Genomic DNA, 23,826 nt, shown 5'->3' with positions numbered 1-23,826 from the left:
CATTCGACGCGCCGAAAAGGCTGGCAACCCCCAACGGGTGGCCAGCCTTTTCTTTATTGCCCAAGCCGGGGATCGGGCACTTCATAGGTCCAGACGCGGAAGGATTTCAGCAGGTGCGGGCCGAAGGAATTGATAAGCGGAATATCGGCGGCATCCCGACCGCGGGCCACGATAATGCGGCCAATGCGCGGCTTATTATTGCGCGGGTCAAAGGTATACCATTCGCCCTCTAAGAAAACCTCAATCCAGGCGCTAAAATCCATGGGATTGACCACCGGCACGCCGATATCGCCCAAATGCCCATTAATGTAGCGCGCTGGAATATTCAGGCAGCGGCAGAGCGTGAGGGCAAGATGGGCATAATCGCGGCAAACGCCGATGCCTTCGTTATAGGCTTCGAAGGCCGTGCGGGTGGAGCGCGCCTGCATGTAATCAAAGCGAATATGCTTGTGCACGAAATCACACACGGCCTGCACGCGGGCCCAGCCCGGCGGCAGATGGCCGAACAGATCCCAAGCGGTTTGGCTCAGCTTATCAGTTTCGCAATAGCGGCTGCCCATCAGATAGACGAGGCAGGAATCGGGTAAATCGGTTACGGGAATTTCCCGCGCCGCGAAATTGGCCCGGTCGACTAAACCTGAATCTTCGATGGTAGCATCGCCCCAAATGGTGATGTCGCCCGCGGGCGCCACCATCCGGCGACACAAGTTGCCGAAGAGGTCGTGGTAGACCGTCGTCGGCACCGAAGGGTTGGTGAAGGTCGTTTCCGGCACACGAATATCGGCATCCCGATCCGCCGTGACCGACAGGAGGCAGACCAGCGCGGTTGGTTGCGCGCAGTTTAAAGTGATTTCATAGCCATAGCGGATGAACATGGGCAGGGCCTCGCGTCAAGCGTTGGAGGGGACTCGATCGAAGCTTCCATCCGGCAACCGTATATCACCGGATCAACGACACGCGACCGTGTCAGGCTACAGTGAAGCAGAAGCAATCGTCACGCCATTTTGAGCGACAGGGGGATGGCAGGGATGCTAACGGCGTTAAGTAGGCAAATTCAGGGGCTTAGCGGGGCACGTCAGGAAAGGCGCTTGCCTTGGCCGGTAAAACCTGTGGCACTGCGATAGAACCCCCCTTTTCTAAGGCGGATTTCATCTCATATGATGAATCACGGCCCGGCAGTTTAAACGCGCCGCCTGACCAGATAGTTCCCTATTTCTCCAACCCAATCCCTCCCACCCGTGCGGAAAATACCTTCGAGTAGAATGAGCGACGATCTGAAAAACGGAAATCCTGGCAATAATACGGGCGTTGCGGTCAAGGCCAAGCCAAAGACCAAGAAGCCGTCTATGTACAGGGTTCTTATGTTAAACGACGATTACACGCCGATGGAGTTCGTCGTTCACATTCTCGAAAGGTTTTTCCAGAAGAATAAGGAAGAAGCCACGCGGATTATGCTGCATGTCCATCAGCGTGGTGTGGGGGTGTGCGGTGTCTTCACCTATGAGGTGGCGGAAACGAAAGTCACGGAAGTGATGGACTTTGCCCGCCGACACCAGCACCCTTTGCAGTGCACCTTGGAGAAGGAGTAGCCTTAATGCTCTCGCGGAACCTGGAAAAGAGCCTGCATACGGCCCTGGAGCTTGCCAATAAGCGTCGGCACGAGTTTGCCACGCTGGAGCATCTCCTGATGTCTCTCACCGACGATCAAGATGCGTTGGGCGTGTTTCGCGCCTGCGGTGTCGATCTCGATAAGCTGCGCCGCGACCTAACCAATTATCTCGATAACGAGCTGTCGAATATCGTCAGCAGCCGAACCGAAGACGCAAAGCCAACCTCCGGCTTCCAGCGCGTCGTGCAGCGGGCGGTGATCCACGTGCAATCGTCGGGCCGGGCGGAAGTTACGGGCGCGAATGTGCTGGTGGCGCTGTTCTCGGAACGGGAAAGTCACGCCGTGTATTTCCTGCAAGAGCAGGATATGAGCCGGTTCGACGCGGTGAACTTCATCTCCCACGGTATCGCCAAAGTGCCGGGCCGCTCGGAAACCCGCCGCACGGCGGGGGCTGAAGAGGAAGCTGCGCCGTCATCGCCCCCGAAAGAGGGGAAAGAGGCGAAAAAGGGCCAAGAAGCGCTTGAAGCTTATTGCGTCGATCTGAATAAGAAGGCGGCGAACGGCAAGATCGATCCGCTGATCGGCCGTGAGGCTGAAGTGGATCGCACCGTCCAGATCTTGTGCCGTCGCACGAAGAATAACCCGCTTTATGTGGGCGATCCGGGCGTGGGGAAAACCGCGATTGCCGAGGGGCTGGCGAAACGTATCGTCGATGGCGATGTGCCGGAAGTGTTGCTGGGCGCGACTATCTTCGGGCTCGATATGGGCGCACTCTTGGCGGGCACGCGTTATCGCGGCGATTTTGAAGAGCGGTTGAAGCAAGTTTTGGGCGAGCTTGAAGCCCATCCCAATGCCGTGCTGTTCATTGATGAAATCCACACGATTATCGGCGCCGGCGCAACCTCGGGCGGGGCGATGGATGCCTCGAACCTGCTGAAACCGGCGTTAGCGGCGGGCAACCTGCGCTGCATCGGCTCGACTACCTATAAGGAATACCGCAGCTACTTCGAAAAAGACCGCGCGTTGGTGCGGCGCTTCCAGAAGATCGATGTGGCCGAACCTTCGGTGGAAGATTCGATCAAGATCCTCAAGGGCCTCAAGCCCTATTACGAGCAGCACCATAAGGTGCGCTACACCAATGAGGCTATCCGCACAGCGGTGGAGCTTTCGGCGCGCTATATCAACGACCGCAAGCTGCCCGATAAGGCTATCGATGTGATCGACGAAGTGGGGGCGGCGCAAATGCTGCTGCCGCTGTCGAAACGCAAGAAGACGATTTCGGTGAAAGACGTGGAGGGGGTGGTTGCCAAAATCGCCCGAATCCCGCCAAAGGCCGTCTCGTCGGACGACCGCGAAGTGCTGAAAACCCTTGAGCGCGATCTTTCCACGGTGGTCTTCGGGCAAGATGAAGCCATCAAAGCCCTCTCCAGCGCCATCAAACTGGCGCGGGCGGGGCTGCGCGATGCTGAAAAGCCGATTGGGAACTATCTTTTCTCCGGCCCTACCGGCGTCGGGAAGACCGAAGTGGCGCGCCAGTTGGCGCGGCTTTTAGGCATCGAACTGAAACGCTTCGACATGTCGGAATATATGGAGCGCCATACCGTTAGCCGCCTGATTGGTGCGCCGCCGGGCTATGTAGGCTTCGATCAGGGCGGGCTCTTGACCGATGCCATCGATCAGAACCCCCATTGCGTGCTGCTGCTGGATGAAATCGAAAAGGCCCACCCGGACCTGTACAATATCCTGCTGCAAGTGATGGACCACGGCAAACTGACCGATCACAACGGCAAGAATGTCGATTTCCGGAATGTGATCCTGATCATGACGACGAATGCGGGCGCGGCCGATATGGCTAAAGCCGCCTTCGGGTTCGAGCGGGAACGGCGCACGGGCGAGGATAAAGAAGCCATCGAGCGGATGTTTACGCCCGAGTTCCGCAATCGTCTGGACGCCACCATCCCCTTCGCCAACCTGTCGCCGGAGGTGATGGATCGGGTCGTGGATAAGTTCGTTATCCAACTCGAAGCGCAATTGGCCGACCGTCATGTGGTGCTGGAACTAACGGAAGCGGCCAAATCCTGGCTGTCGAAGAAAGGTTTCGATCCGCTCTATGGCGCGCGCCCTCTAGCCCGCGTCATCCAAGATACGGTCAAAAAGCCGCTGGCCGAGGAACTGCTGTTCGGCAAGCTCGCCCACGGTGGGCATGTTCAGGTGGATGTGGGGAGCGATGGGGAACTCTCGTTCCTTGTTACCTCCGCACCGGGCCGCAAGGCGACGGAGCCGGAAGCCGAACTGGTCGAGTAGAAACACAAAAAAGGGCCGCCCCTCAGGGCGGCCCTACTTTTTTCAGCTTAGGTCATAATATCGACGTAGAAGGCAACGCCCTCGTAGGTCAAGAGAGGAAGGTTGGCGACAATATTATCGCGCTCCGCTTCGGACGTTGTGAAGAAATGCGCGCCGCTGGCCGTATTGTAGAACCGATAAAGTTCTTCCTGCGGGCCATTGTCGGCGGTATAGGCTTTGAAACTGCTTCCCTGATACGAAAACTGCGGTAGCGATTTTAGAATAGAGTCCCGCTCAGACGTGCTGATCGTATAAAAATACGCGCCGGTTTTTTCATTCTGGAAGCGGAACACCTCAAGGCCGGTCTTACCGCTCGCCGAGGCAAAGGCAAATCCTTCCTCGACAGCATAGGGCATCGACGTGCGCACGCTATTGGTTTCTGCATTTGAGCCAGTATAAAAATGGGAATTCGTCGCAGTATTATAGAAGCGGTGAACACCATTAGTCACCCCAGCGGCATCTTCAATCCAATAGGTGCCGTCGCTAAACCGAATTTGCTCGGCTGAAATCAATGTATCGGCATAACCCTTGCCGGTTACTTTGTAGGTCCCGTCGGCGGCCGAGTATTTAACCGAATAGTCAGCTTTCCGGCCGTCGTAAACGATCGTATCGGTTCCAGCCCCGGCATTGAGTTTGATCGACTTTCCCGAAACATCGATATGGGCTTTTAAAATATCAGCCTGATCCGTACCAATCCCTTGGTCGGCGAGCATGGCTTTTTCGATTGCCGAAATTTGCCGACGCTGCCCGAGGAGAACCGATTCGCTAACGGCGCTATTGGTAAACTGCTCGCCATTATATATTTTCGTATTAATGGAGTAAATATCATTCGGGTTTAACGCAAGATCCGAACCATAATATTTTCTAACGTTTTCACCGCTGAAATAGGGCGTGCCACCTTTATAAACCACGAGGTCATCATAGATGGTTTTATAGGTTCTACTGTAAATACTAGCCGCCGCTGTTTGAAATCCATGAAAACCAAGGGCTTTACCAACAGAGTATAGCATCAACGAATAAAAATCATACTTATCGCTCGGGATATCTCCCCCGCTATCGTAAGGCGATGGGTCGAAGAAAAATTCATCCAACCCATAACCGTTAATGATGATATTGGCGTCGAACTTGCTACCGTTTGCGTCGATTCCCGTCCGAATTTGGTGACCAAACGTCGCTTCCGTCTGGTATTTACCACCGGAAACTCCGTGCGTCACGAGATCCGCCGCAAAGCCGCCGCCGTAATTGCTGCCGATCGAACCCGACGTTTGAACGCTAATCTGAATACTCGCATCGCCCGCGAGCACCTTGGACCACGCTTCGACCGCCGCCGTGAGATTCGATTGAATAGCATTCTTATAGGAAGCTGCGGTGTTAGTCGCGTCGGTAAAGGTGTAAGTTGCGCGAATGGTCATGGCTTATGGCCACCTACTCTATGTTTGGGGCGGGTGCGAAAGTTGGTGAACCATATCAAAATTCCCTAAAATGGCAAATTAAATTAACATTCTGTTAGCAATTTTATCTCGAATACATCTGTATTGAAGTGATTTTTTAACCTTGCTGGAGAGGCGTTACAGAGATTGTCGCCGATATAAAAAAGCCCCCGGTAGCCTTGGCGTGACCGGGAGCGATGTTTGAGACGGCTAGATTGCGGTCGAAGCGCTAAAATATTCAGTCGTTCACGATCTGCCAGCGGCCATCGCCCCGGCGGCAGGCGCGGCCAATGCCGGTTTCGGATTTGCCGTCCACATAGATCGTTTGCTCATATTCTTTGCAGACCGCGCCGGATTGATCGCGGCCCTCGCGCGTCGGCGTAAAGGTGCCCCGGCTTTCACCCTGGTTCCAGGCTATGGTTTGGCCGATCTGGCCGTTATCTAAGGCGCGATTGCGTGCGGCCATCGCCTGTTCACACTGGCCCTTATCGATGGAATTGCCTGCGAAATACCCTGCGGCAGCCCCCGCGAGCGCCCCCACGGCAATCGCCGCGCCTTGGGTGCTGCGGCCCGCGCCACGAAAAGCCGAGCCTAAAAACGCGCCTCCGGTGGCCCCCGCGAGGGTACCGCCGATGCGACCCCAGCCAAGCTCGCCACAGGAATCGCCAAGCTGGCCCGAGCCGCCGGGATTTGCCGCGCACCCCGCCAAAGCTAGGGCTACCAGCCCAACAGCGGTTAATTTCGTGCCGATCATCATCTATCCCCACATGAGTCCATTGCGCTCTTTCTAGCCGACGATCCTGTCGAAATTTCGGCAGAAAAACGCATAGGGCGGATTCCATCAGAATTCGCCCTGGGGCACAACTTACGTTTCTGTCACGATTTGGACAGGGTTTAAGTCAGAATATCCACGTAGAAAGCAATTCCTTCATACTTGAAATTTGGAAGGGATCCAATAATGCTATCGCGCTCTGCTTCTGACGTCGTGAAGAAGTGCGAATTTGTTGCGGTGTTGTAAAACCGATATAGCTCTTCTTGCGGCCCCTTATCGGTCGTAAACGCTGTGAAGCTGCTAAATTGATACTCGAATTGTGGCAAGCTGTTCCGAATAGTATCTCTTTCTTGAGTGCTAATTGTGTAAAAATAAGCACCCGTCTCCTTATTCACAAACCGAAAAACTTCCTGGCTACCGGCCGATTTAGCGTTGGAGAAGGCAAAGCCCTCGTCGATAAACTGGGGTGCATTCGTGCGCAGATCATAGGCTTCGCTATTGAAGCCTGTATAAAAATGCGTCCCTGTCTCGGTATTATAAAAACGATGAACCCCCGTTCTCATAGCGGCTATGTCTTCGATCCAATAGGTTCCATTATCGAAACGGATCTGTTCAACGGAGCGCAAGGTATCGGTAAACCCGTTCCCCTTGACAATATAGCCGCCCGAAGTAGGCACATAAGATATGCTGTAGGATGCTAGGCTGCCGGAGTAAACGGCCGTATCCGTCCCCGCGCCAGCATTGAGCGTTACGGAGCGGCCGGTATTCTCGGTATGAACCTTGAGAATATCCGACTGTTTGGTGCCGATCCCAAGATCCGCTAACACCGCAAGGTCAATCGCCGTAATCGCATCGCGCTGCCCGCGCGTCGCATAGGGCGACATGAGCGTCTGCGCATTTGACGTATGAGATAGATCGTTCGTCGCTAACAGCAGAGGGCCGCCATTATATCGGCTCACGTTTTCACCGACAAAATAGGCCGCCCCGCCCGAGTAAGTGATCTTATCATCGTATATTGATTTATAAGTATAATAAGCGCCGGTATAATCGTCACGATAGGAAAAAAACCCAAGGCAATGGGCAACTTCATGCATCATTGTGGAAAAAAAGTCATACTGCGTGCTTGGAACACCCGCAAAATCATCTAAAGGATTGGGGTCGTAGTAAAATTTACTGAGGGCCTGACTGTTAATTGTTATGTTTAGATCGGTTGAGGCACCGTTTGTATCCGTTCCCGTCCGTAGTTGATGTGCAAGATTGGACTCATACTGGCGAAGACCGGAAACGATACCATTGTCGGCTTGATTGCGAGGACCGGCCGAGGCAAGATTCGAGGAACCCTGATTGCTCACCGTAACCGTCACTTGAAGATTGGCATTTCCCGCCAGAACGTTAGCCCAAGCTTGAAACGCTGCGCTGATATTTGTCATAACAGTATCGCGCAGCGATCCTAGACTGTTGGCGTTGTCGATAACCGTATAGGTTGCGTTGATCGTCATAGTTGCCCGGTCCAATTCTGGAGTCTGGAAATCGCATCTTGCCCCTCGTTATTAGCAAAAATATGATTCGAATCAAATTAATTGTTTTTTAATTGAAGGTTATCAGGTGAATGCAAGTGTATTCAAACGATACTTTTGAGTATAACATCTCATTTGGGAGATAAGGTTGAATGATACTTTATGATTATTACAGGTCCTCCGCCGCCTATCGCGTGAGAATCGCAGTATGGCTAAAAGACTTGAGCGTGGAACAGCGCGCCTGCCACCTGCGCGAGGGCGCGCAGCGTTCGCCAGATTATTTGGCAATCAACCCGCAGGGCCTGGTCCCCTGTTTGCAGGATGAGGGTTTTTCTGTCACGCAGTCTTTGGCAATTTTGGAGTATCTGGACGAAATTCATCCAGTCCCACCGCTGCTGCCCGCGACTCCAGCCGCACGGGCGCGGGTCCGCAGTTTAGCGCAACTGATCGCCTGTGATATTCACCCTTTGAATAATTTAAGGGTTCTCAAATACTTAAAGGGCGAGAGTGCGCAACCTCAAGCCGCTATCGACCAATGGGTTATCCATTGGATCGCCGAAGGGTTTGCGGCGCTGGAAACCCGTCTTGCACGGGACTCCGAAACAGGGCGCTGGTGCCATGGCGATGCGCCCGGCCTCGCTGACTGTGTGTTGATCCCGCAGATCTATAACGCACGGCGCTTCAACGTGCCGCTTGCGGCCTATCCAACGCTTTTACGCATTGACGCCGAGGCGGCGGCGCACCCGGCCTTTATTGCGGCGCACCCTGCGCGGCAACCGGATGCCGAACCCGGCGCATAAGCCCCAAAAAGAACCGCCCCAGTGCTGGGGCGGTTCCATTTTAGCAAAGAGAGAAACGGCTTAGCGTCGCCACCAACCGCGCTTCGGCGGCAGCGCTGCCTGATCGACATCGACGACTTTCACCGCCTCAATCGCCGCGAGGTTTTCGGTCGGGGCCGATTCTGCAACGGTGGCCGCCTCAGGAGCGGTCTCGACGACGGGGGCAACTGGGGGGGCAACCGCCGGAGCAACCGTCTCCAGGGCATGAGCAGGAGGCTCTGCCGCCAAGACAGCGGTTTCCTCAGACGGCACCTCCGCCGCTTTAGCGGCACGGGGGCGGCGGGCGCGGCCCGGTTTTGCCGGAGTTGCGTCGGTAGCCGGGGCTGCCGCCGCCGGAGCCGCCGGGGCTTCCACCGTCTCATCCGCCTTCTTCCGGCGCGGTGCGCGCTTGGGCTTGGCCGAAGCCTCTGCCTCGGCTGTCACCACGGGAGCCCCCTCGGCATCCACGGGCTTTTTACGGGCCGGGGCGCGCTTGCGCTTCGGCGCTTCTGTTGCCACCGCTTCCTCATCGGGCGCGGCTTCGACGATCGGGATGACGACGGGTGCCGGTTCGGCCTCGGGCGCGGCCGGATCGGCGGCATCCATAACATCCACACCATCGGCTTGGCTCTCGTCGACGCTAAAGCCTTCACCGCGACGGGAGCGGCGACGACCACCGCGCTTGCCGCGACGACGACGCGGGCCATCTTCCCCATCGCCGGTTCCGGCTTCGGGGGTGATGCCAGTCTCGCCTTCGAGCGTGTTGGCGGCACCATCGGCCTCATCGACCTCGCCGTCGCCATCATCGCCCTCGTCGGCTTGCTCGCCATCGGCTGTGGTAAACTCGGCGGAACCCTCTTTCGTGCTGCCATCAGGCCGCCGGCGGCGGCGACGGCGACGGCGACGACGGCTGTTATCGTCGCCCAGCTTATCGCTACCATCGAGTTCCTGGCCGTCGTCACCCTCCGCCTCATCGTCATGGGCGAGGGCGGCCCGGTCCTCGGCGGTCAGTTCCTCGTCTTCGGAGGCGAGGTCTTCGGGGTCGGGTTCAAAGGCGACCGGGGCCACAGCGGCAAGCGCCGCAAGTTCGGCAATCTGTTCCGGCGTTTTGGCTTCCAGACGGTCGAGGCGATGATCCGGCGGCGTCAGCGTATCGTCGCGACCGATTTGGACGCGGAAGCGGTAACGCTCTTCGATAGAGCCCAGGGCATCGCGCTTCTGGTTGAGCAGATAGAGCGCAATGGCGGTGGGGACATAAACCAGGATTTCCGCCGAACGGTTGCGGATGCCTTCTTCCTCAATCGCGCGCAACACGGTGAGCGCGGTCGATTCGGTCGAACGAATAACCCCCGTGCCTTGGCAATGCGGGCATTTTTCCGTATGGGCTTCGATCACCGAGGGGCGCAGGCGCTGGCGCGAGAGTTCCAGCAGGCCGAACGCCGAAATCCGCCCGATTTGGATGCGCGCCCGGTCGGCCTTCATGGCCTCCTTCATCTTGCGCTCGACCGCTTGGTTATTGCGGCCCTCTTCCATATCGATGAAATCGACGACGATCAGCCCGGCCAAATCGCGCAAGCGCACTTGCCGGGCGATTTCTTCCGCCGCTTCCATATTGGTTTTATAGGCGGTCTCTTCGATATGCCGTTCGCGCGTTGCCCGGCCCGAGTTGACGTCGATGGCCACAAGGGCTTCGGTCGGGTTGATGACGATATAGCCGCCGGAGCGCAGTTGCACCACGGGCGAATGGATTTGATCGAGCTGGGTTTCCACCTGATAGCGGTGCATCAGCGGAATCGTGGGATCGGTATAGGGCACAATCCGGCGCGCGTGGCTCGGCATCAGCATGCGCATGAAGCTTTTCGCGCTCTGATAGCCTTCCTCGCCCTCCACCAAAATCTGTTCGATATCGCTCGAATAGAGATCGCGGATGGCGCGCTTAATCAGATTGCCTTCCTCGTGGATGAGGGCGGGGGCGGAGGATTCCAGCGTGCTTTCGCGGATCTCGTCCCACAGGCGCAGCAAATATTCATAGTCGCGGCGAATATCAATGCGCGAGCGTTCCATTCCGGCCGTGCGGACGATCACCGCCATGCCTTCGGGAATGTTGAACTCGTCCAGCATGCCCTTCAGGCGCTTGCGGTCCGGCCCGTTGGTGATCTTGCGGCTCACGCCGCCGCCACGCGGGTTGTTCGGCATGAGTACGCAATAGCGCCCGGCGAGCGACAGATAGGTCGTGAGTGCCGCGCCCTTATTGCCGCGCTCTTCCTTCACCACCTGGACCAGCATGATCTGCCGACGGGTGATAACGTCTTGAATCTTATAATTGCGCAGATTGCGCGAGCGGCGCGGGGAGACATCGTCGAACTCGTCGCCGCCGACTTCTTCCACGGTCTCGCCGTCTTCACCCTCTTCGCTCTGGCGGGCTTCGGCGGCTTCGCGCGCGGCCTCGGCAATCAGGGCTTCCCGGTCGGCAATCGGAATCCGGTAATAATCCGGATGGATTTCCGAGAAAGCAAGGAAGCCGTGACGACCGCCGCCATATTCTACGAAAGCCGCCTGAAGCGAAGGCTCTACCCGCGTCACTTTCGCGAGGTAGATATTGCCTTTAAGCTGCTTTTTGGTGGATGTCTCGACGTCGAATTCTTCGAGACGCTGACCGTCCAACACGACAACGCGGGTTTCTTCCGCGTGGGTCGCGTCGATCAACATACGCTTGACCATAGGGTATAAACTCCAGCAAGCCCGGAGCGGTCAGCAACGCCGAACGACCGCCGAGGGCGGTAGAGTAGGGCAGTGCAGTCAACACTTGGGCTTGGAATAGGGACGGAGCGGTAAAACGATCTAGGATCCCCACCCGAACGGAAGCCAAGGCGGCATAAGCCCCCTTGGGCGTCGGGTTTAAGCTGCGATGACCGCACGCGTTGGACACTAGACTGACGGCTCCTGGGTTAGACGCAAGACCATCTCGCGAAACCTGTTGGGGCGCGTGCCGGGGGGCAGAACCTACCGGTTCGTTCTGGATGGAGCTAAACCCCCTCTAACGGGAATGGATCTTCCGTCGGAGCAGGGCCGATCCACCCAACGCGGGCCGATAAGCCAACAACCGGAAAAAAAGATACGGGCTGACCTTGAAGTCGCCGCCGATCCCGGACATGCCAGAACACAATAGGGATAAGTGCGCAGTACGACAATCATATTCCGCGAGACCGAGCGAGAATTAACCGCGCGTCATACGGGGCGCGACGGAGACAAGTCGGCCCCGCTTGGCGAAGGCGGGTTGCACCGGCTCGGGCGCACAGGCATGCTGCGGCCATGATCGCATTCAGGACTGACCTTACGGGATTCTTTCGGGCTTCGCGCCGTTTCGGCTGGGCGATGCTCCTGCTGCTCGGTTTCTTCGCCGCGCTGCCGCGTCCTGCGCAGGCGGAGGCGACGGCGACCGGCTGGCGGGTTGGTGTGCGGGACGGCGGCATCACGCGCTTCGTGCTCGACGTGTCGGAGCCGGTAGCGGTGCGGGTGCAACCTCGGGGGCCGGATCGGGTCTTCATCGATCTTACCGGCGTTACGGTGCGCCTAGACGATAAACCGCCGCGCGGGGGGCTTATCCAACGCGCGGTGAGCATCTTGGACGCGAGCGGGCGACGGGGGATCGAATTGGTCCTGAGCCGCTCGGCACAAATCCAGGCCGCGAGCTTGTTTCCCCCGGAAGGGCCGCAACGTTACCGGCTGGTGGTCGATCTCGTGCCGGGAACGCCTGTGCCGGGAACGCCTGTGCCGGTGACGCAAAGCGCGCCGCAAGCTGGTGCCGTGCCCAGCCTTGGCTTGACAGCCCCGCTGCTGGCGCCGCCCCCCGCGCCGCCGCCCGGAAATAATGCCCCGATCCCCTTAACCGGCCTTGGCCCTTCGGCAACGGTCGGGCTGCCGCCGATCACCGAAACGCCTGGCGCGCGTTTACCAAACCGGGCTACCGCATCACCGCCGCCGCCTGGCCCTTTCCAGAGCGCCCCGCCCTCGGCCCCGCCACCGCCGCAAGCCCCGGTGCCGCCGCCCGCTGTTCCGCGCCCAAAAGTGCAAACGGAAGTCTTGGAACTCCCCAAACCTGCGGCCCCGCTGCCCGATGCGGCGAGCCTTGCGCCTGCGCCACTGCTTGCCGCCCGGACCGAGCCTGAGGGGGCCGTGTCGGGTTCGAGCGGGATAATCTATGAACGTGAACCCTATCGGGCGGTTCGCGTGATCGTGCCGCTGGGGCCCCCACGTTTTGCGCCGCCAGTGCCAAAACCCGCCCTGCCGGTGATTATGCTCGACCCCGGCCACGGCGGCAAAGACCCCGGCGCAACCTCCTATTCCGGTAAATTCGAGAAGGATATTGTCCTGGGGTACGCTCGCGCCATTCGCGAGCGCCTGGAAGCGACGGGCCGCTACCGGGTCTTCCTCACCCGCGACGGCGACGCGCTGCTACCCTTGCGCGACCGCGTGACGCTCGCCCGCAGCGAAAATGCCGCGCTGTTCATCTCGATCCATGCCGACGCGCTGGCCGACCGCAATGTTTCCGGCATGTCGGTCTATACCCTCTCCGACAAGGCGACCGACCGCGAGGCCGAAGCCTTGGCGACGAAGGAAAATAAGGCCGATATCATCACGGGGGCGGACCTATCGGGTGCAACCGGCTCGGCGGCCTCCATCCTCATCGAGTTGGCCCAGCGCGATACCCGCGCCGCCTCCCGGCAATTTGCTGTGGCGCTGGCAGAAGAATTGCGGCGCGACGTGGCTCAAGTAAATAACGCCATCCGCTCGGCGGGGTTTGCCGTGTTGACCGCGCCCGACATGCCCTCGGTGCTGCTCGAACTCGGGTATCTTTCGAACCCGGACGATGAGCGCCGCATTCTGGCCCCCGATTTCCGCCAACGCATTGCCGACGGCGTGACGCGCGCGGTGGATGCGGTTTTGCCGAAACTGATGGGCGCGCGCGCCGGTTGAGGAGAGTGCCCCGATCTTTGCGGATCCTGCACGCCCGCCTTGCGGGGGGAGCGCCAAGAATCCACCTTACCTTCGCCATTTTCTGCTAAGAGACTGCGATACTTTGCTGAGGGTTCGGGCCTAACCATGCGGACTTGGTTTATCGCGTTTCTATCGTTGATGCTCGTCGCCACCGTTGGGGCGATTGGGGGCTTCGTCTTCGTTTTGCGCCATTACGGCGACCAACTGCCGGATCACCGGCAATTGGCTGAATACCGCCCCCCCATCGTTACCCGCGTTCACGCGGGTGATGGGCGCTTGCTGGCGGAATTGGCCGCAGAAAAGCGCGTGTTCGTTCCTGTTGCCCTTATTCCGGCCCAGGTAAAGCAAGCGTTCGTGTCGGCGGAAGATAAGAATTTCTATACCCATCCCGGTATCGATGCGGTCGGCCTTGGGCGCGCGATGGTGCAAAACCTCGGCTATTACCTGTCGGGTCGCCGCCTCATCGGCGCGTCTACGATCACCCAGCAGGTCACGCGCAGCTTTTTGTTGACGAATGAGCGGTCGATTGACCGTAAGATCAAGGAAATGATCCTGTCGATTCGTATCGAACAGGCGCTGAGCAAGGATCAAATTCTCGAACTTTATTTGAACGAAATTTACCTAGGCTCGGTCGGTGGGTCCGGTGCCTATGGCGTCGCCGCCGCCGCGCTGATGTATTTCAATAAATCCCTCGATCAACTGACTCTGAGCGAAGCCGGTTTCTTAGCGGCACTGCCAAAAGCCCCCTCCAACTATAATCCCTCCACGCAAGCCGACCGTGCCCACGCCCGCCGCGATTATGTGCTCGACCGGATGCTGGAAGACGGGTTCGTGACGGCGGAAGAGGTGGCAAAGGCGAAGGAAGAGGTTCTGACCGTCCGCCGCCGCGACGCCGACGAACTGGTGAAGGCCGATTTCTTTGCCGAAGAAGTCCGCCGCGAGCTGGTGGGGCGCTACGGCGAAGAAGGGGCGTATCGCGGCGGCTATATGGTCCGCGCCTCGCTCGATCCACGGTTGCAGGAAATCGCCGACCGGACGTTCCGCAATGGGTTGATCCGCTACGACCGTCGCCACGGCTGGCGCGGGCCGCTGGAAAAGGCGGTTCCGGTCAACGAGTGGCAAAAAACGCTCGCCGCCCGCACGCCGCCGGGCGGGGCGGGAACCTGGAACCTCGCGCTGGTGCTCAAGGTAACGGACAGCGTTGCGGAAATCGGCGTTCGCGAAAATAGGACCGAAACCAAGCCGGGAAAAATTCCGCTCACCGAGCTTTCCTGGGCGCGGCCGGTGCTGCCCGACCAAAAGGTTGGCGCGCCGCCGAAGAAGGTTTCGGAGGTGCTGACCGTCGGCGATCTTATTCTGGTTGAAGCCGTGACCACCGCCCCCGATGGCAAAACCAAATATCCGGCGGAAACATACGGGCTGCGCCAACTGCCCGATGTGTCGGGCGGGATGGTGGTGATGGACCCGCATACGGGCCGCGTGTTGGCGCTCGTTGGGGGTATCAGTTACGATCTCAGCCAATTCAACCGCGCAACGCAGGCAAAACGCCAACCGGGCTCCAGCTTCAAGCCGTTCGTGTATATGGCGGGGTTGGAAAACGGCTATACGCCTGCGTCGGTGGTCCTCGATGCGCCTTTCGTGATGGACGATGGGTCGGGCAAAAAATGGCGGCCCGAGAATTATACGGAAAAATTCTACGGCCCATCGTCCTTACGCCTCGGTATTGAGCAGAGCCGCAACCTGATGACAATCCGGCTCGCTTCGGCTATCGGCATGGAAAAGGTCGTCGATATCGCGTCGCGCTTCGGCATTACCGATAATCTGCCGCCGCTCCTTTCCATGTCGCTTGGGGCGGGCGAATCGACACCGCTGAAGATGGCGGCGGCCTATGCGATGATCGCCAATGGCGGCAAGAAAGTGGTGCCGACGGTGATTGACCGGGTGCAAGACCGCTACGGCCAGACGGTGTTCAAGCATGATCCGCGCGTTTGCGACACTTGCACCGCCGAAACCTATGACGGTGGCTTGCCGCCCTATCCGGTCGATAATCGTCCGCAAGTGATCGACGCGGCCACGGCGTTTCAGATGACCTCGATGCTCGAAGGTGTCGTCCAACGCGGCACTGGCGCTGCGATCGGTGCCGCCTTAAAGCGCCCGCTGGCGGGGAAAACCGGCACCAGCAACGATAGTTTCGACAATTGGTTCGTTGGCTACTCGCCTGATCTGGTGGTCGCCGCCTATATCGGCTTCGATCAGCCGCGCACCCTGGGCAAGACCGAAACCGGCGGCGGCAATATGGCCCCGATCTTCCGGGATTTCATGAAGGAAGCCTTGGAAGGCGTGCCGCCGATTCCCTTCCGCGTGCCGCCGGGGCTGCGCATGGTCCGCGTGAACCGCGAAACCGGCAAGCTTGCGGGCGTTGGCGATCCGAAGGCCATCTTCGAAGCCTTCAAACCGGGCACCGAGCCGGGGGCGGACGATCCCGATAACAACGATCCCTTGCTCGGCGACCTGCCGCAGGGCTATAGCCTAACCCCTGTTCAGGGGGGCGAGGGTGGAACGGTCGATCCGGCCAATCCTGCCGCGCCCGCCGCCGCGCCGGTTGCGGGCGATGCCCCGCCGCCAGCCCCGGCCCCCGCGCCGGCCAGCGGTAATCTGGGCGGAATTTACTAAGTCGCGTGGCGACGAACTGAGGATAAAAATATGCGTGCCGAAATCGTGGCGATTCACGATCACATCAAGCAGCAACTTGAGCTGCTGAGGAGGGGTCTTTGACTGGGATGTCTCTGTCGCCCGCCTAAATGAACTCACCGACGCTGCCAATGATCCGGACCTGTGGAACGATCAGGCCAAGGCGCAAAGCCTGCTGAAGGAAAAGACCGCGCTGGAGCGCAAGGTCAACGGCTATCGATCCATCGAAAACGAGCTGGCCGACGCGCTCGGTTTGCTGGAGATGGCCGAAGCCGAGGGCGATGCGGACCTCACGGCGGAAGCGGAAACCGCGCTGGACGCCCTTAAGGTCGAAGCCGATAAGCGCGTTCTGGAAAGCCTGCTGTCCGGCGAAGCCGATATGAACGACGCCTATCTGGAAGTGAACGCCGGGGCCGGGGGCACCGAAGCCCAGGACTGGGCGAACATCATGCTGCGCATGTACACGCGCTGGGCGGAACGGCGCGGCTTCAAAGTGGAGTTGCTCGAAGAAAGCCCCGGTGAAGAAGCCGGGCTGAAATCCGCGACCATCATGATTTCCGGCCTCAATGCCTATGGCTGGCTGAAAACGGAAAGCGGCGTCCATCGTCTCGTGCGCATTTCGCCTTTCGACAGCCAGGCGCGGCGGCACACCAGCTTTTCGTCGGTCTGGGTCTATCCGGTCGTCGACGATAATATCGAAGTGGAGGTTCTGGATAAGGATTTGCGCATCGATACTTTTCGCGCCTCCGGGGCGGGCGGGCAGCACGTCAATAAGACCGAAAGCGCCATCCGCATCACCCATATGCCGACCGGCATCGTCGTCGCCTGCCAGTCCGACCGCTCCCAGCACCGCAACCGGGCAACCGCTATGCAAATGCTGAAAGCGCGCCTCTACGAGCGGGAACTGCAAGAGCGCGAAGCCAAGGTTGCCGCCGCCAACGCCACCAAGTCCGAAATCGGCTGGGGCCATCAAATCCGCTCTTACGTGCTCCAGCCCTACCAAATGGTCAAGGATCTGCGCACCGGGGCCGAAATGGGCAATTCCGGCGCGGTGCTGGATGGCGATATCGATACATTCCTTGAAGCGGCGTTGTCAGCGCGGCTGGGATCGGTCGCGGGGTAAGTTAAAGTTAGGGGCATTTGCCCCTAACAACCCCAACTAAGGGGCTTGCCCCTTAGTAATCCATTTTTCCTGAAACGAATTATCGGGGCCAGATGCCGCGCCCCCGATTCTAGCTTGACGCGCGTGCGGTTTTGAGAGAATTTCCCATATATGGAAAATCCTCTCACTGATGAAACCTCCCTCGACCATCGCCTCGCGCAACGCCTGAAGGCGCTGCGGGCGGACCGCGGTTGGTCGTTGGACGATTTGGCCAAGCGCAGCACGATCAGTCGAGCGACCTTGTCGCGGCTGGAGAATGCCGAGGTCAGTGGCACCGCGACCGTGCTGGGGAAACTCTGCGCCGCCTATGGGCTGCCGCTGTCGCGGTTGCTGCGGATGGTGGAGGCGGGGTTTGCGCCGATGATCCGCCCGCCGGATCAACCCGTTTGGACCGATCCTGAAACCGGGTTCGTGCGCCGCTCCCTGTCGCCGCCCGCGCAAAGCTTGGCGGGGGAGGTGCTGGAGTGCAGCCTTGGCCCAAATGTCGATATTGCCTATGAGTCTCCACCGCGCCCCGGCCTGGAGCATCATCTGCTGATGCAAGAGGGCGCCTTGACCCTAACGATTGAGGGCAAGCCCTATCGGCTCGCGCCCGGCGACTGTCTGCGTTATCAGCTTTTCGGTCCGAGCCGCTTCGTCACGCCGCCCGACCAAGGCGCGCGCTATCTGCTTTTTCTCGTGTGAGGGTGACATGATTGAGATTCACGCGCTTTCGGCCACCGAGCTGGACGCTTGCCTCACTGAACTGGCCGATTTGCTCCATGCCTGCGTGCAGGCGGGGGCGAGTATTAGCTTTGTGCTGCCTTTCACCAACGCGGACGCTAAGGCCTTCTGGTCCGAAAAAGTCCGGCCCGGCGTGGCGTCCGGCACGCGCGTTCTGCTGGTGGCGCGGCACAATGGTGCGATCACAGGAACAGTGCAACTCGATTGCGACACGCCGCCGAATCAGCCGCATCGGGCTGATGTGTGCAAGCTGATGGTCCATCCCGAGGCGCGGCGGCAGGGGACCGCGCAAGCGCTGATGCGGGCCTTGGAGGCGGAAGCTACGAAGCGGGGCCGGAGCCTGCTGACGCTCGACACGCGCACGGGCGACGCGGCAGAGCCGCTCTATCGCGGTCTGGGGTATCAGACGGTGGGAATCATTCCCAATTTCGCTCTGAATACGGCCCGCGACGGGCTGCATGGGACGACCATTCTCTATAAGCACCTCTCCCTATAAAAAGAGCGCCTGAAGTTTCCCTCAGGCGCTCCTGCACGTCGGGCCGGGTTCAACCGGCCCTGCTCTTTTGCCTAATCGAGCTTCACGCCATATTTCACGAAGCCATTCTGCCCTTCGCCGAGTTTGACCAAGGCGGGGTTTGAGCTTAGGAAGGTTTCCGCTTTACCCGAGCTTTCAAACGCCAATGTCACGGGCTTGCCGATTTTGGCGAATTTCCAGTTTTTATCGGCGCTGGGGTTTACGCTTTTTTGTTCGGTGATGAAATCGATCAGGGCTTGGCGGTTTTCATCCGGCGATTGCAGGATGATATTCTTGCCATCAAGGCCGGGGAACTTACCGCCGCCCGAGGCGCGGTAGTTATTGGTGACGATAACGAACTCCTGCACCTCGTCGATAGGCTTGCCCTGATAGCTCAGGTTCTTGATGCGGCGCGCGTCGGCGGCCACCAGTTTACCGTCGTTATCGTAGCGCTTCGGCTGGGTCACATCGACCTCATAGGTCACGCCGTCGATAATGTCGAAGTTGAAGGTGGGGAAGCCGCCATCGACTAGGTCTTGCGGTTCGCTCTTGTTCGGGTCGATCTGCTTGAACTGCCCGACCGCCATTTCCAACCATTCCCGCACGCCCGCGCCCTTGAGGACAACGGCTTGCAGCGTGTTCGGATATAGGTAGAGATCGGCGGCGTTCTTAATGGCGATCTCACCCTGGGCGACATCGGTGTAATAATCCGGGCCGCCGCGTCCACCGGCCTTGAAGGGGGCGGCCGCCGACAGAATCGGCAGGCTTTCGTATTTCGTGCCCTTCAGGGCCTTCTTGGCATACCAAATCTGCGCATCGGAGACGATCTGCACCGAGGGATCATCCTGTACCAGCGCGAAATAACTATAAATTGGCGCGGCCAGCTTACCGAAGGGCGCGCGGATGTATTTCAGCGTCTCTTCGTGAATCGGCGTTACGGCGGCGACGATATCGGGCTGATTGTCGACCAGCGGCACGCGCTTGCGGTTTTCATCAATTTTGTAGATTGGGCGAATGCTGGTCGTGCCGTTGGTCACGGTCCAGCCGTTGCTGCCCTTGGTCAGTTCCAGATCGAAAATGCCGAGATGGCTACCCCAAAAGCCCGGCATTGCAACGGGAACGCCATTGATGGTTCCCTTTGCGGCGTCCGCCCCCGCTAAATCCTTGAATTGACCGGGGAAGGTAAGGTGCTGATGGCCGGTGAGAACCGCATTTACTCCCGGCACCTTGGTCAGCGCCCAACCAGCATTTTCGGCCATATCCCCCGATTTTACTTGATCGGTGCCAATCCCTGTATGGGCGGCGAGGATGATGATATCGGCCCCCTTGGCCTTTACTTCAGGCACGATGGCTTCGGCAGTGGCCACAATATCCTTCGTGATGATTTTACCGTCCAAATGGCTCTTATCCCATTGAACGATTTGCGGTGTGGTTAGCCCAATCACGCCAATTTTCAGGAGTTGTTCGGCCCCAGTGCTATCCTTTACCCGCCGCTCCAGAATCACATAGGGGGTAAAGCGGTGCGTTTTACCGTCCATTTCGAATATATTGGCCGATAGTGACGGGAATTTTGCCCCCTTCAACGCCGTGTCGAGGAACGGCAGGCCAAAGTTAAATTCGTGGTTGCCGAGGGACGCGGCATCATATCCGAGCAAATTCATGGCCGCATAGGCAGGGTGAATATCTCCTGCTTTCAGCCCCTTTACCTTAGCAACATAATCGCCCAACGGGTTCCCTTGTAGAAGGTCGCCATTATCAATCAATAGACTATTGGCAACCTCACCTCGCGCTTGGCGAATCAGTGTTGCTACTTTGCTTAGGCCAACGGTATGATCTTCGGCATCCCGATAATAGTCATAATTCAGGAAGCTCGTGTGAATATCCGTGGTCTGCAAGACCCGCAAATTCGCCTTTACGTCCTGGGCAAAAGCCGGAGAGGTGAGCACGGACCCTGCGAGAAGCAGCCCGACGAGTGATGAAAAACGCATTGTTGAAAGTCCCTTTCGTCGCAATATGAGCAGTTAGTGCGTATAGCCTAGCAGACATTTATTCTAGACGCCGGGGACAAAATTTGATGACGTTGGCGTCAAGTTTTTGCGACAGTTTTCCGCAGTGCCGAAGCGCGAGGACCCCGTGAGACTTTCGCAATGGTCGCGCTCAAACCCGCTCCCTATCTATGAGGGGCGTTAGGAAGAATATCTGCCGGACCCCGAGTTGCCCGGCTTTTGGTGGAGGAAAACCCTGTGACTGCTCTGCGTTCCGATGTCTCGAGTCTGCCTGCGCCGGGGCTCGATCCCGTGCTCGATCCGAAGCTGCTCGCGCGGGCGCTGTCCGGCAAACTGCTGATCGATGGCGCACTGGTTCCTGCCCTGAGCGGCAAGACCTTTCCGGTCGTGAACCCCGCCAACGGCGAGACGGTGGCCGAGGCAGCCTTGGGCGAGGCCGACGATGTGAACCGCGCCGCCGAAGCCGCCCATAAGGCGCAAAAGCTCTGGGCCGCCCGCCCAGCGCGCGAACGCGGCAAGTTGGTGGCGGCCTGCGGGCAGAAGCTGCAAGAGCATGTGGAAGAGTTGGGCCGTCTCGTCGCGCTTGAAACCGGCAAGGCCCTGCGCACCGAAAGCCGGGTGGAGGCCTCGGTTCTGGCCGATGTTTTTACCTTCTTCGGTGGGCTTGCCCCGGAGATGAAGGGCGAAACCGTGCCGTTCAATCCGGATATGCTGACGGTGACGGTGCATGAGCCGCTGGGCGTGGTTGGCGCGATCATCCCCTGGAATGTGCCGATGATGCTGATGGCGCTGAAAATCGCCCCGGCGCTGGTGGCGGGGAATACCGTTGTCGTGAAATCGGCGGAAGAAGCGCCGTTGGCGGTGTTGCGCGCCTGCCAGATCATGGCGTCGGTACTGCCCGCCGGAACGCTCAATATTCTCTCGGGCTTTGGGCCGGAATGCGGTGCACCGCTGGTCAATCATCCGGTGGTGAAGAAAGTCACCTTCACGGGCTCGGTCGAGACCGGCAAGATCGTGGCGCGGGCGGCGGCGGATAAGCTGATCCCGGTGACGCTCGAACTCGGCGGTAAATCGCCGATGATCGTCTGTGCCGATGCCGATTTGGACCGGGCGGTTGCGGGCGCGATTGCGGGGGTGCGCTTCACCCGCCAGGGCCAAAGTTGTACGGCGGCGAGCCGCATCTATGTTCACGCCGATCTGCACGATGCCTTCATCGCCAAACTCACTGAAAAGGTGAATGCGATGAAAATGGGCGACCCCTTAGATGAGGCCACCGATATCGGTACGATCATTTCCAAAGATCAGTTCGAGAAAGTGAAAAATTACGTGGCGATTGGCGAGGCCGAGGGCGGGACCGCATTGCGCTGTGCGCAAATGCCGACCGATCCGGCCTTCGCCAAAGGCTTGTTCGCCCAGCCGGTGGTGTTCACCGGGCTTCCGGCCCATAGCCGGGTGCTGCGCGAAGAAATCTTCGGCCCCGTTACCTGCATTCAATCCTGGACCGATTTCGACGCGGTCATCGCGGCGGCCAATGATAGCGACTATGGGCTCGCCGCAACGATTTGGACGCGCGACCTTAAAACCGCCCTCGATGGTTCCCGTCGGCTCGAAGCTGGGCTGGTTCAGGTCAATCAGAACCTCGTTGTGCAGCCAAATATTTCTTACGGCGGAGTGAAACAGTCGGGCATGGGTAAGGAAGCCTCGCTCGAATCGATGCTGGAGCATTTTACCCATAAGAAAACAATTATCCTCAATATGACCTAACCGGCCCGGCAGGGCGGGCAAACCGATTGCGCGTCCTGTCTTCTTTTCAGGCTTGGGATGAATCGACAGCCAGTTTCAAAAAACAGCAACATCTGCTTTGCTACTGTCCGGGCATGGGCCCTGGTGGCCATTTTACCGAATGCGTGGAGAAGCAGATGTTAGCACGGTTATTTTCAGGTCATTCTTCGGACGACGCCGATTTCATTACGCTTTGGGAAACCCTGGCCGGGGTCGGCCTGTGGCATGTTTCGCTTCACGAAGCCAATACCCTGCACGAAAAAAGCAAATGGGTTTGGTCGGCGGAGTTTCGCCGCTTGCTCGGGTTCAGCAGCGAAGCCGAGTTTTCCAACAGCATTCAAGCCCTGGTCACGCGCTTGCACCCCGATGAGGCCGAGGAAACGCGCTTAAAGCTGCGCACCATCATTACGACGCGGGGCAGCGCGGAGCGGTTTGATCGGACGTTCCGCATTAAGGTGAAAGACGGCAGCTATCGCTGGTTCCGCTTTACGGCGGGCGTGCTGCGCGACAGCAGCGGTGTAGCACTGAAAGCCGGGGGCGCGTTGATCGACGTGCATGATGCGACCGTGCTGCAGAACAACCAAACGCAGCGGGTGGAAACCCTTAGCACGGTGACGATGCAGCTTGAACATTCGGTGGCGAATGTGGTGGAAACCTCTGCCGCGCGCTCCGGTGATGTCCGTGCGGCGGCCCAGCGCCAGGCGCAAACGGCGAACCGGGCGCAAGAGCAATTGACGGCGGCGGCAGCGGCTTCCCGGCAAGCGCTGAGCGGGGCCGAAACGGTTGCGTCGGCGACCGAAGAGCTTTCGGCCTCCATTGCCGAAATCGGCCGCCAAGTGACCGACGCCTCGTCTATCTCCCAGACGGCGACTCAGGAAACCGAGCGCACGAACGGTATTATTCAAACCCTGGCCGGTGCGGCCGATCGAATCGGCCAAGTGGTCAATCTGATCAACAATATCGCCGGGCAAACCAATCTGTTGGCGCTGAATGCCACCATCGAGGCAGCGCGGGCGGGCGAGGCGGGTAAGGGCTTCGCCGTAGTGGCGACCGAGGTCAAAAGCCTCGCCAGCCAGACCGCAAAGGCAACCGATGAAATCAGCGAGCAGATCGCCGCCGTTCAAACCGAAACCGCCCGCGCGGTCGAGGCCATTCGCAAAGTGACGGACGTTATTTCGCGCGTCCAATCCATTAACACGCAAATCGCGGCCTCGGTTGAGCAGCAGGATGCTGCCACGCGCGAGATCGCCCGCACCGTGCAGCAAGGGGTTACGGGAACGCGCGGGATTAGCCAGACGCTGGATACGGTAGCCTCCGGCATGTCCGAAAGCGCAACGCTGGCCCACACGGTGCAGGGGGCTTCGGACGATTTGGCGCGTCAGTCCGAAACCTTGCGTCAGGAAGTCAAGGCTGTTCTGGACTTGTTGCGTCGCGTCTAAAAATGCGCCCCCGCCTGAGGAT

The 23,826-nt window shown here is 59.0% G+C and carries 16 protein-coding genes; 10 read left to right on the top strand and 6 right to left on the bottom strand.

All coding sequences use genetic code 11. The features are described 5' to 3' along the window. Window positions 1-53 precede the first annotated feature (53 nt). Window positions 54-875 (bottom strand): transglutaminase family protein, encoded by an 822-nt coding sequence (locus tag ACIQ36_RS00210; protein ID WP_395824041.1) that lies wholly within the window; start codon window positions 873-875, stop codon window positions 54-56. 387 nt (window positions 876-1,262) lie between these two features. Between ACIQ36_RS00210 and clpS the strand changes: the two genes are divergently transcribed. Together clpS and clpA are read left to right on the top strand one after the other, a co-directional pair. Continuing rightward, window positions 1,263-1,589, top strand: coding sequence for an ATP-dependent Clp protease adapter ClpS (clpS, locus tag ACIQ36_RS00205; RefSeq protein WP_395824038.1), 327 nt, complete (start codon window positions 1,263-1,265; stop codon window positions 1,587-1,589). Between the two features lie 5 nt (window positions 1,590-1,594). Beyond that, the gene (gene clpA / locus ACIQ36_RS00200; protein WP_395824035.1) at window positions 1,595-3,913 is read left to right on the top strand and encodes an ATP-dependent Clp protease ATP-binding subunit ClpA; all 2,319 of its coding nucleotides are present in this window, start codon (window positions 1,595-1,597) and stop codon (window positions 3,911-3,913) included. A gap of 47 nt (window positions 3,914-3,960) precedes the next feature. Here clpA and ACIQ36_RS00195 read toward each other — a convergent pair whose 3' ends face one another. From ACIQ36_RS00195 to ACIQ36_RS00185, 3 genes are all read right to left on the bottom strand, one after another. Next, window positions 3,961-5,364: a hypothetical protein gene (locus ACIQ36_RS00195; protein ID WP_395824032.1), complete on the bottom strand. Its 1,404-nt coding sequence runs from the start codon at window positions 5,362-5,364 to the stop codon at window positions 3,961-3,963. 256 nt (window positions 5,365-5,620) lie between these two features. Further along, on the bottom strand, window positions 5,621-6,139 hold the full coding sequence (locus ACIQ36_RS00190) for a hypothetical protein (RefSeq protein ID WP_395824030.1): 519 nt from the start codon (window positions 6,137-6,139) through the stop codon (window positions 5,621-5,623). 137 nt (window positions 6,140-6,276) lie between these two features. Beyond that, window positions 6,277-7,653: a hypothetical protein gene (locus ACIQ36_RS00185; RefSeq protein ID WP_395824027.1), complete on the bottom strand. Its 1,377-nt coding sequence runs from the start codon at window positions 7,651-7,653 to the stop codon at window positions 6,277-6,279. 170 nt (window positions 7,654-7,823) lie between these two features. On the opposite strand from ACIQ36_RS00185, the gene maiA reads away from it, so the two are divergent. Continuing rightward, a complete protein-coding gene (gene maiA / locus ACIQ36_RS00180) occupies window positions 7,824-8,471 on the top strand; it encodes a maleylacetoacetate isomerase (RefSeq protein ID WP_395824024.1) in 648 nt (215 codons plus the stop codon). 60 nt (window positions 8,472-8,531) lie between these two features. Here the strand turns inward: maiA and ACIQ36_RS00175 are convergent, their stop codons facing one another. Further along, window positions 8,532-11,210 carry an Rne/Rng family ribonuclease gene (locus ACIQ36_RS00175; RefSeq protein WP_395824021.1) on the bottom strand — a complete coding sequence of 893 codons (2,679 nt, stop codon included), beginning with the start codon at window positions 11,208-11,210 and terminating at the stop codon, window positions 8,532-8,534. Window positions 11,211-11,801: 591 nt separating this feature from the next. Here ACIQ36_RS00175 and ACIQ36_RS00170 point away from each other — a divergent pair. The 5 genes from ACIQ36_RS00170 (at window position 11,802) to ACIQ36_RS00150 (ending at window position 18,559) form a co-directional block, all read left to right on the top strand. Continuing rightward, window positions 11,802-13,466 carry an N-acetylmuramoyl-L-alanine amidase gene (locus ACIQ36_RS00170; RefSeq protein WP_395824018.1) on the top strand — a complete coding sequence of 555 codons (1,665 nt, stop codon included), beginning with the start codon at window positions 11,802-11,804 and terminating at the stop codon, window positions 13,464-13,466. 126 nt (window positions 13,467-13,592) lie between these two features. Next, window positions 13,593-16,160 (top strand): penicillin-binding protein 1A, encoded by a 2,568-nt coding sequence (locus ACIQ36_RS00165; protein ID WP_395824015.1) that lies wholly within the window; start codon window positions 13,593-13,595, stop codon window positions 16,158-16,160. Between the two features lie 30 nt (window positions 16,161-16,190). Then, window positions 16,191-17,301, top strand: a protein-coding gene (gene prfB, locus ACIQ36_RS00160; RefSeq protein WP_395824012.1) for a peptide chain release factor 2 whose coding sequence is annotated in 2 segments (ribosomal slippage) — window positions 16,191-16,259 and window positions 16,261-17,301 — 1,110 coding nt in all. Because the reading frame shifts where the segments join, the coding sequence is not laid out codon by codon here. Between the two features lie 150 nt (window positions 17,302-17,451). Then, window positions 17,452-18,024, top strand: coding sequence for a helix-turn-helix domain-containing protein (locus tag ACIQ36_RS00155; protein ID WP_395824009.1), 573 nt, complete (start codon window positions 17,452-17,454; stop codon window positions 18,022-18,024). Between the two features lie 7 nt (window positions 18,025-18,031). Further along, complete coding sequence (locus ACIQ36_RS00150; RefSeq protein WP_395824006.1) at window positions 18,032-18,559, top strand: GNAT family N-acetyltransferase; 528 nt, start codon at window positions 18,032-18,034, stop codon at window positions 18,557-18,559. Window positions 18,560-18,630: 71 nt separating this feature from the next. Here the strand turns inward: ACIQ36_RS00150 and ACIQ36_RS00145 are convergent, their stop codons facing one another. Beyond that, window positions 18,631-20,565, bottom strand: a complete 1,935-nt coding sequence (locus ACIQ36_RS00145) for a bifunctional 2',3'-cyclic-nucleotide 2'-phosphodiesterase/3'-nucleotidase (protein WP_395824003.1) — start codon at window positions 20,563-20,565, stop codon at window positions 18,631-18,633. 255 nt (window positions 20,566-20,820) lie between these two features. Here ACIQ36_RS00145 and ACIQ36_RS00140 point away from each other — a divergent pair, with 255 nt between their 5' ends. Beyond that, window positions 20,821-22,347, top strand: coding sequence for an aldehyde dehydrogenase family protein (locus ACIQ36_RS00140; protein WP_395824001.1), 1,527 nt, complete (start codon window positions 20,821-20,823; stop codon window positions 22,345-22,347). Window positions 22,348-22,502: 155 nt separating this feature from the next. After that, on the top strand, window positions 22,503-23,804 hold the full coding sequence (locus ACIQ36_RS00135; RefSeq protein WP_395823998.1) for a PAS domain-containing methyl-accepting chemotaxis protein: 1,302 nt from the start codon (window positions 22,503-22,505) through the stop codon (window positions 23,802-23,804). The last annotated feature ends 22 nt before the right edge of the window (window positions 23,805-23,826 follow it).

Source organism: Elstera sp., from assembly GCF_044372965.1.
In the GTDB taxonomy this organism is placed as follows: Bacteria; Pseudomonadota; Alphaproteobacteria; order Elsterales; family Elsteraceae; genus Elstera.
The sequence above is the reverse complement of the archived record's forward strand: the minus strand, read 5'-3'. Positions and strand labels throughout refer to the sequence as shown.